Genomic DNA, 6,455 nt, shown 5'->3' on the forward strand with positions numbered 1-6,455 from the left:
TGCCGGCAACCCATAGTGCCGGTAACCTACAGTTAGGAACGGAAGTAGGCGTGGTGTCGGCGGGACCGCGGCACGAACCGTCCAGCGGCGTGCCTGTTTTCCTGGCACTCGATCCCGTTCCTTTCCGGTGAGAATCCTGGTGGATCCCCTGTCCGGAAACTCCGGGGCGCCTCAACCCGGCCCGGGCGGCGATGGGCCTGCCGGCGTTGCGGCAGTGGCAGGCGGCCGCCCACCGGAAGTGGGCGGCCGATTATCAGGCCTATCTGCGGGTCCGGCGCAACGACGTCCGGTAGAGCCACATCTGGTATCGCCACGTCCGGTACAGCGACGTCCGGTACCGCCATATCCGGTACCGCCACGTCCCGTACCGGTGTGCCCGGGAGCGATCCCGGCCCGACCCCGCCGCAACGGCCGATGCCCGGAGCCTGATCTGATGCCTGGAGCCGGCCGTCCCGGCGAGGGAGTCGGTCATCGCACGAGGTTTCAGGAACTTACGAGCTTCAGCGCCTGGCGGATCTCGCCGAGACGGTTCCATTGTTCGTTGCTGAGAATCGAGACGGCGGCATGGAACACGCCGTCCTGTTCCTTCGCGATGTGCCTGCGTAGCAGGCTCAGCGCCTCGATGACGCGTGTCGGCCAAGCGGGATCGACCCGGGCGGTGCCGTCGGTCGCCCCGGCGAGCACAGCCTCGATCCGGCGGTGCTCGCTCTGCAGGATCGCGATCTGTTCGGGGAACTCGAGTGCCATTGCGGGGAACAGGCCCTGCTCCTCCACCACCGTCTGTGGATGGAGAACCGCCGACATCTGCTCACAGAGTGCCGCCATCGCCTCGACATCACCCTGCCGATACGCCTCGTGCGTGTCGGCGATGAGATCGATGACCTGGTCATGTTCTCTGATCAGGTCCGCGATCGCCGGCAACGACTGACAGTCGCAGTATTCACGCATAGCGCCCACCTTGGGTAGAAGAAGATCAGCGATGACCCCACGTCCCCACGTCCCCTAGCGCCCCACCGGCAGCGTCGCCATCCCGTCCCCATTCGCACGGCGGTGCTCGTGTCGCGCCGCTCATGGCCATCATCGAATGGCCGGAGCGGCTCCCACACGGCCGATGGTCCTGTCCGGTGCCCTACCAATGGCGGCGGGGCACCGGTCCGCGAGTCACCCTTCCCCACTGTTGATCGGAACGAACGGGCAGCATCCGCGCCCCCTCGGGGACCTGGCTAACGTGATCATCGTCAGTGCGGCGTAACTCCGGTCAGAGCCGCCACATGCCCCTAAACAGCGTTCATGGCGAGGGCAGCGCCCACAGCCGGACCGTGCCGTCCTTGCTGCCGCTGGCGAGGGTGCGGCCGTCCGGAGAGTAGCTCACCGACAACACCCAGTCGGCGTGGCCAGTCAGCGGCTCGCCGAGGAGGCGCGGGTGGAAGCGGTGGGCCGCATCCCGCAGCCCCCACAGCCGCACCGTGCCGTCGAGGCTGCCGCTGGCCAGGGTGCGGCCGCCCGGCGAGAAAGCCAACGCCCACACGGTGTTGGCGTGGCCGGTCAGGGGCGGCTCGAGCGGGCGTGGGGTGGCCGGGTCGGTCATGTCCCACAGCCGGATCAAGTCGTCCATCCCGCCGGTGGCCAGGATGCGCACATCGGGGGAGATCGCTACCGAGAACACGGAAGCGGGGCCGCTCAGGGACCCGGCCAGGCGGGGGTGGGAGCGGTCGGTCACGTCCCACAGCCGCACCGTGCCGTCCCTACCGCTGCTGGCCAGGGTGTGTCCGTCCGGGGAGAACACTGCCGAGGTCACCCAACCGGTGTGGCCGGTCAGGGGACGACCGAGCTGGCGGGCACCGGTCTCGCGCCCACCGAGAGGAGCGGTGACGATCAGGACGGTGCCGGCGACAGCGAGCAGCAGCCCCACGACGGCGACGGTGATGGCGGCGCGGCGGCGCGCCGCGCCGAGGATGCGACGACGCGGGGCGCCGCCGGCCGGCGATGTTCCCGTCGGCCACCTTGGCCGGTGGTGTGCCACCCGCCGAAGGCACCGATGCCCCGGAAAACGCCGATGACATGAAAGGCACCGATGGCGCCGAGGACGCGCCGGTGGGAGACGGCCGTGGCGCCGGCTGGACGGACGCGGGCGGCTGCCCGATGGCGGTGCGGATGTCGTCGTCGAGCCGCAGCGGGATACCCGACCGGGCGATCCAGCCCGGGCCGTACACGCCAGCGGCAGCTTCGGCGAGTTGGCACGCGAAGACGTGCGCGGACGGTGGACGGTCCGCCGGGTTCTTGGCCAGCGTCCACAGGACCACCGCCCCCAGCGGCGCGGGCACCCCGGCCGGCAGTAGGGGGACGCGTTCGAGGTGGTGCTGGCGCAGGACATGCGCGGGCAGGTCCGGGTCGAACGGTGCCACGCCGGCCAGTAGCTGGTAGAGCACCATCCCGAGGGCGTACAGGTCGGTGGCCGGCTCCAAGCGGCCGCCCATGATCTGTTCGGGGGCCATATACGGCGGTGTTCCGATCACCGCACTCGCGATGGCCCCCGACTCGCCGACGAATTTCGCGACCCCGAAGTCGACGACTTTCAGCAGGTCGGTAGTGTCGAAAAGAATATTGTCGGGCTTGATGTCGCGGTGCAGCACCCCTTTGCCGTGGGTGCAGGCCAGGGCCGAGGCCACCGCGAGTCCCACCGCGCAGGCCGTCTGTGGGTCCATGTCGGCCCGGCGCCGGGTCAGGGTTCCCCCGCCGAGCATCTCCATGACGAGCAGGTGCAGATCGCCCGTCTTGACGTAGTCGTAGACTCGGACCACGTGCGGATGATCCAGGCTGGCGAGGATCCGCGCCTCGGCGGCGAACCCGGCCGTGCCCCGCATGCAGGACCTTGACCGCGACATCGCGCTGCAGGCCGCGATGCCAGCCCGCCGGCACCAGCCCGAATCCGCCCGCGCCCAGCTGGTCGCCCAGCTCGTAGCCGGGCAGCGCGGCGGCCAGCCGAGCCCGGTCAACAACCATCACAGGGGCCCGGCCTCATGCCAAGATTCACCGGTCCTTACAAATCTATATATTTCCTCCAGCGTGAGGTGTGATCCTAACCGGGGTCCTTCATGGGCTGGTCGGGTTGGTCTTCGGGTTGACGATCGGCCCGCCAGTGGAGAAGGTCAGCACAGGCAAGGCTGTTCGCGGGACGTGTGTCCCCCTCACCGATCACTCCAGCGGTGCGGTACCGCTCTCCTGAGAAGATGTCTCCGGTGGGTGGGCGGGAGCCTGGTTCACTCGGCGAGGAGGTCGAGGATCTGCTGCCCGTACTTGGCGAGTTTGTTCTCACCGACGCCGCTCACGGTGGCGAGTTTGGCCAGGGTGGCCGGCACGCGCACCGCGATCTCGCGCAGGGTGGCGTCATGGAAGATCACATATGCGGGGACGCCCTGCTCCTTCGCGACGTCGGCGCGCCAGGCGCGCAGTCGCTCGAACACCGGCATTGCCTCCGCCGACAGGTCGGCCGCCGGTGCGGCGTGGCGGGTCTTCGTGGTCCTGGCCGCGGTCGTGGTGGCCGCGGTCGTGGCTGTAGTGGTGGGGGCGCGCTCCGGCTCGCGCCGCATCGGGACCGCGCGCTGTCCGCGCAGCACGTCGGCACTCGCGTCGGTGAGCACCAGGGTGCCGTACCGGCTCTCGACGGCCAGCAGTCCCTGCACGAGGAGTTGGCGCACCACGCCGCGCCACTCGGGCTCGCCGAGCTCCGTGCCGATACCGAAGACCGTCAGGGTGTCGTGACTGTGCTGGGTCACCTTGGGCGTCCTCCTGCCCAGCAGGATGTCGATGAGGTGGCCCGCGCCGAACTTCTGGCGGCGCTCCCGCTGCAGTCGCAGCACGGCCGACAGCAACTTCTGGGCGGCGATCGTGGCGTCCCAGGACTGCGGGGGTGCCAGACAGGTGTCGCAGTTGCCGCACGGGGCGGTGTCACGCTGCCCGAAGTAGGCGAGCAGCCCGATGCGGCGGCACTCGACCGTCTCGCACAGCGCGAGCATGTCGTCGAGGTGTCTGCTCTGCTGCCGGCGGTGCGCGGGGTCGCCCGGGGACGTGTCGATGAGCTTGCGCAGCTGCACGACGTCCTGGAGACCGTAGGCCAGCCACGCGGTCGAGGGCAGCCCGTCCCGCCCGGCGCGCCCGGTCTCCTGGTAGTAGCCCTCGATCGACTTGGGCAGGTCGAGATGGGCGACGAAGCGTACGTCTGGTTTGTCGATGCCCATGCCGAAGGCGATGGTCGCGACCATGATGATGCCGTCCTCGCGCAGGAAGCGTGCCTGGTGCTCGGCGCTGGCGCGCGCGTCGAGCCCGGCGTGGTAGGGCAGCGCCGTGATCCCGTTCGCCACCAGGAAGTCGGCGATCTTCTCGGTGGAGGACCGGGACAGGCAGTAGACGATTCCCGCATCCGCGGCGTGCTCGGTGTGTAGCAGCTCCAACAGCTGCGCCTTCGGCTCCTTCTTCGGCACGATGCGGTACTGGATGTTCGGACGGTCGAAGTCGGCTACGAAGTGGCGGGCGTTCTCCAGACCGAGCTCGGTGGCGATGTCGTCGTGCGTCCGCGGGGTCGCGGTGGCGGTCAGCGCGATTCTCGGTACGTTCGGCCAGTGCTCGCGCAGTGCCGACAGCTCGCGGTAGTCGGGCCGGAAGTCGTGTCCCCACTGCGAGACGCAGTGTGCCTCGTCGATGGCGAACAGCGCGATCTCGCCCCGGTCGAGCAGCCTGACCGTCGCGTCGGCGCGCAGCCGCTCCGGCGCCAGGTAGAGCAGGTCGAGGTTACCGGCGAGGAAGGCGGACTCCACGTCGCGACGCTCGTCGAACTCCTGCGCGGAGTTGAGGAACCCCGCGCGGACGCCGAGCGCCCGCAACGCGTCGACCTGGTTCTGCATCAGCGCGATGAGCGGTGACACCACGACGCCGGTGCCGCCCCGCACCAGGGCGGGGATCTGGTAACAGAGCGACTTGCCGCCGCCGGTCGGCATCAGGACGAGCGCGTCGCCGCCGTCGACGACATGCTCGATGATCTCCTGCTGGCCGTCCCGGAACGACTCGTAGCCGAAGACGCGGCGCAGCACCTGCGCGACGTCGCTCACGGATCGACCAGGGGGCGCGGATCGACCAACGGGAAGGTCATTCTGGTCACTCTATGAGCCGCTGCTCCTCACCGGCTGGTCGCCCGGGCGGACGCCCGGTAGGACGGAAAGACGACTATGGCGAGGCGACACCGTCCGACCGTAGTTACGTGGACCGATTGCCGCGTTTTGCCTCGTTCCCCCGCCTCGTTCCCTCCAGATGCCGTTTCGGGAAGCCGGCCGAGGCACGTACGGACGCGTCATGGGACTCTGGGGTACTGCTTCTTGAGCCGGTCGATGAGCGCGAGCGCGGTGTTCTCCGAGCGGGCCATCGCGCCCCAACCCTCGATGAACAGGCCGTCATAGCTCAATCCGACCCAGCGGCCGGTCAACCGGTCGCCGTGGGGATGCAGGGAGAGGAACAGCGCCCCCTTGGACCGGACCGGTCCGTCGGACGCGACGTACCAACCCATGATTATCTCGTTGTCCCAGACCCGCAGTTCGCCCCACCAGAGGTACCCGCCCTCGTCCACCGACAGGCCGCGGGAGATCGCCTCCATCTGGATGACGTCGCCGACCTGGTTCAGGTTCGCCTCCTGCGAGGTGCGGATCTCCTCGCTGTCCCGGAACGTCTGCCAGGCCGTCCACCAGTGCCCGGACAGGCCGACGGTGTTCCTTGTCCGGCGGTCGGCTCCCTCGGACGTGGACGTGGACGTGAATGTGCGCCCGGGGACGGGGATGGCTGGTGCATCGGATCTCGTGACGGGACCGACGGCGGCCGCGCTCTCCCCGACGGTGAGCTGTCGATGATCCGTGGTGTCCACCTCCTCCAGAGCTCGTCGCCACGGGATGCCCGCCTGACTCCCCTTGTCCTCCAGCCACGCGTGACGACGCAGTTCGATCAGGGAGCCACCGGCGTTCAGCTCTATGTCGATCGCGGTCACGAGCGACTGCGACGGCACCCCGAGCAGTCCGCGTTCAGCCTTCGACAGGTAGCTCGGCTGGTAGCGGACCCGATTGGCGAGCTGGGCCTGGCTCAGTCCAGCCGCTTTCCGTAACTGCACAAGTGCGTTCAGGAGGTCGGTGAGGCAGGGTTGCATGTCCATTTATCGTCTACCCGGGTCCAGGGCAATGGTTCATCGGCCGGCCGTTCTCATCTGGTCTGACTGTTGTCACACCCCGCGAGCCTGCGCCTGGCGCCAGGCTTACCGGGATCTCCGTCGGATCGTCGCACGTGGAGACCGCGGTCCTGACGGCGGTGTGCTGGGCGGGGAACCCGCGCTGTGCCGGGCGGGGAACCCGCGGTGTGCCCCCGCCCCGTCGGTCGTCTGACGACTCTCACACCCTTCCCAAGCCGCCTGTCGTGCGTAA

5 protein-coding genes are annotated in these 6,455 nt (G+C 69.0%); all 5 read right to left on the minus strand.

What is annotated here, in order from left to right; genetic code table 11:
* Positions 1–483: 483 nt before the first annotated feature.
* A complete protein-coding gene (locus tag ACY5KJ_RS10500; protein WP_462185819.1) occupies positions 484–948 on the minus strand; it encodes a hemerythrin domain-containing protein in 465 nt (154 codons plus the stop codon).
* Positions 949–1,288: 340 nt separating this feature from the next.
* Positions 1,289–1,798 carry a WD40 repeat domain-containing protein gene (locus ACY5KJ_RS10505; protein WP_462185818.1) on the minus strand — a complete coding sequence of 170 codons (510 nt, stop codon included), beginning with the start codon at positions 1,796–1,798 and terminating at the stop codon, positions 1,289–1,291.
* Entirely contained in the window at positions 1,746–2,864 is a 1,119-nt protein-coding gene (locus ACY5KJ_RS10510) for a serine/threonine-protein kinase (protein ID WP_462185817.1), read from the minus strand. The genes ACY5KJ_RS10505 and ACY5KJ_RS10510 overlap by 53 nt, the downstream gene beginning before the upstream one ends.
* 396 nt (positions 2,865–3,260) lie before the next feature.
* Entirely contained in the window at positions 3,261–5,105 is a 1,845-nt protein-coding gene (gene recQ, locus ACY5KJ_RS10515; RefSeq protein WP_462185816.1) for a DNA helicase RecQ, read from the minus strand.
* 239 nt (positions 5,106–5,344) lie between these two features.
* Positions 5,345–6,148 carry a helix-turn-helix domain-containing protein gene (locus ACY5KJ_RS10520; RefSeq protein ID WP_462203268.1) on the minus strand — a complete coding sequence of 268 codons (804 nt, stop codon included), beginning with the start codon at positions 6,146–6,148 and terminating at the stop codon, positions 5,345–5,347.
* Positions 6,149–6,455: the final 307 nt, after the last annotated feature.

The organism is Frankia sp. CcWB3, from assembly GCF_977927595.1.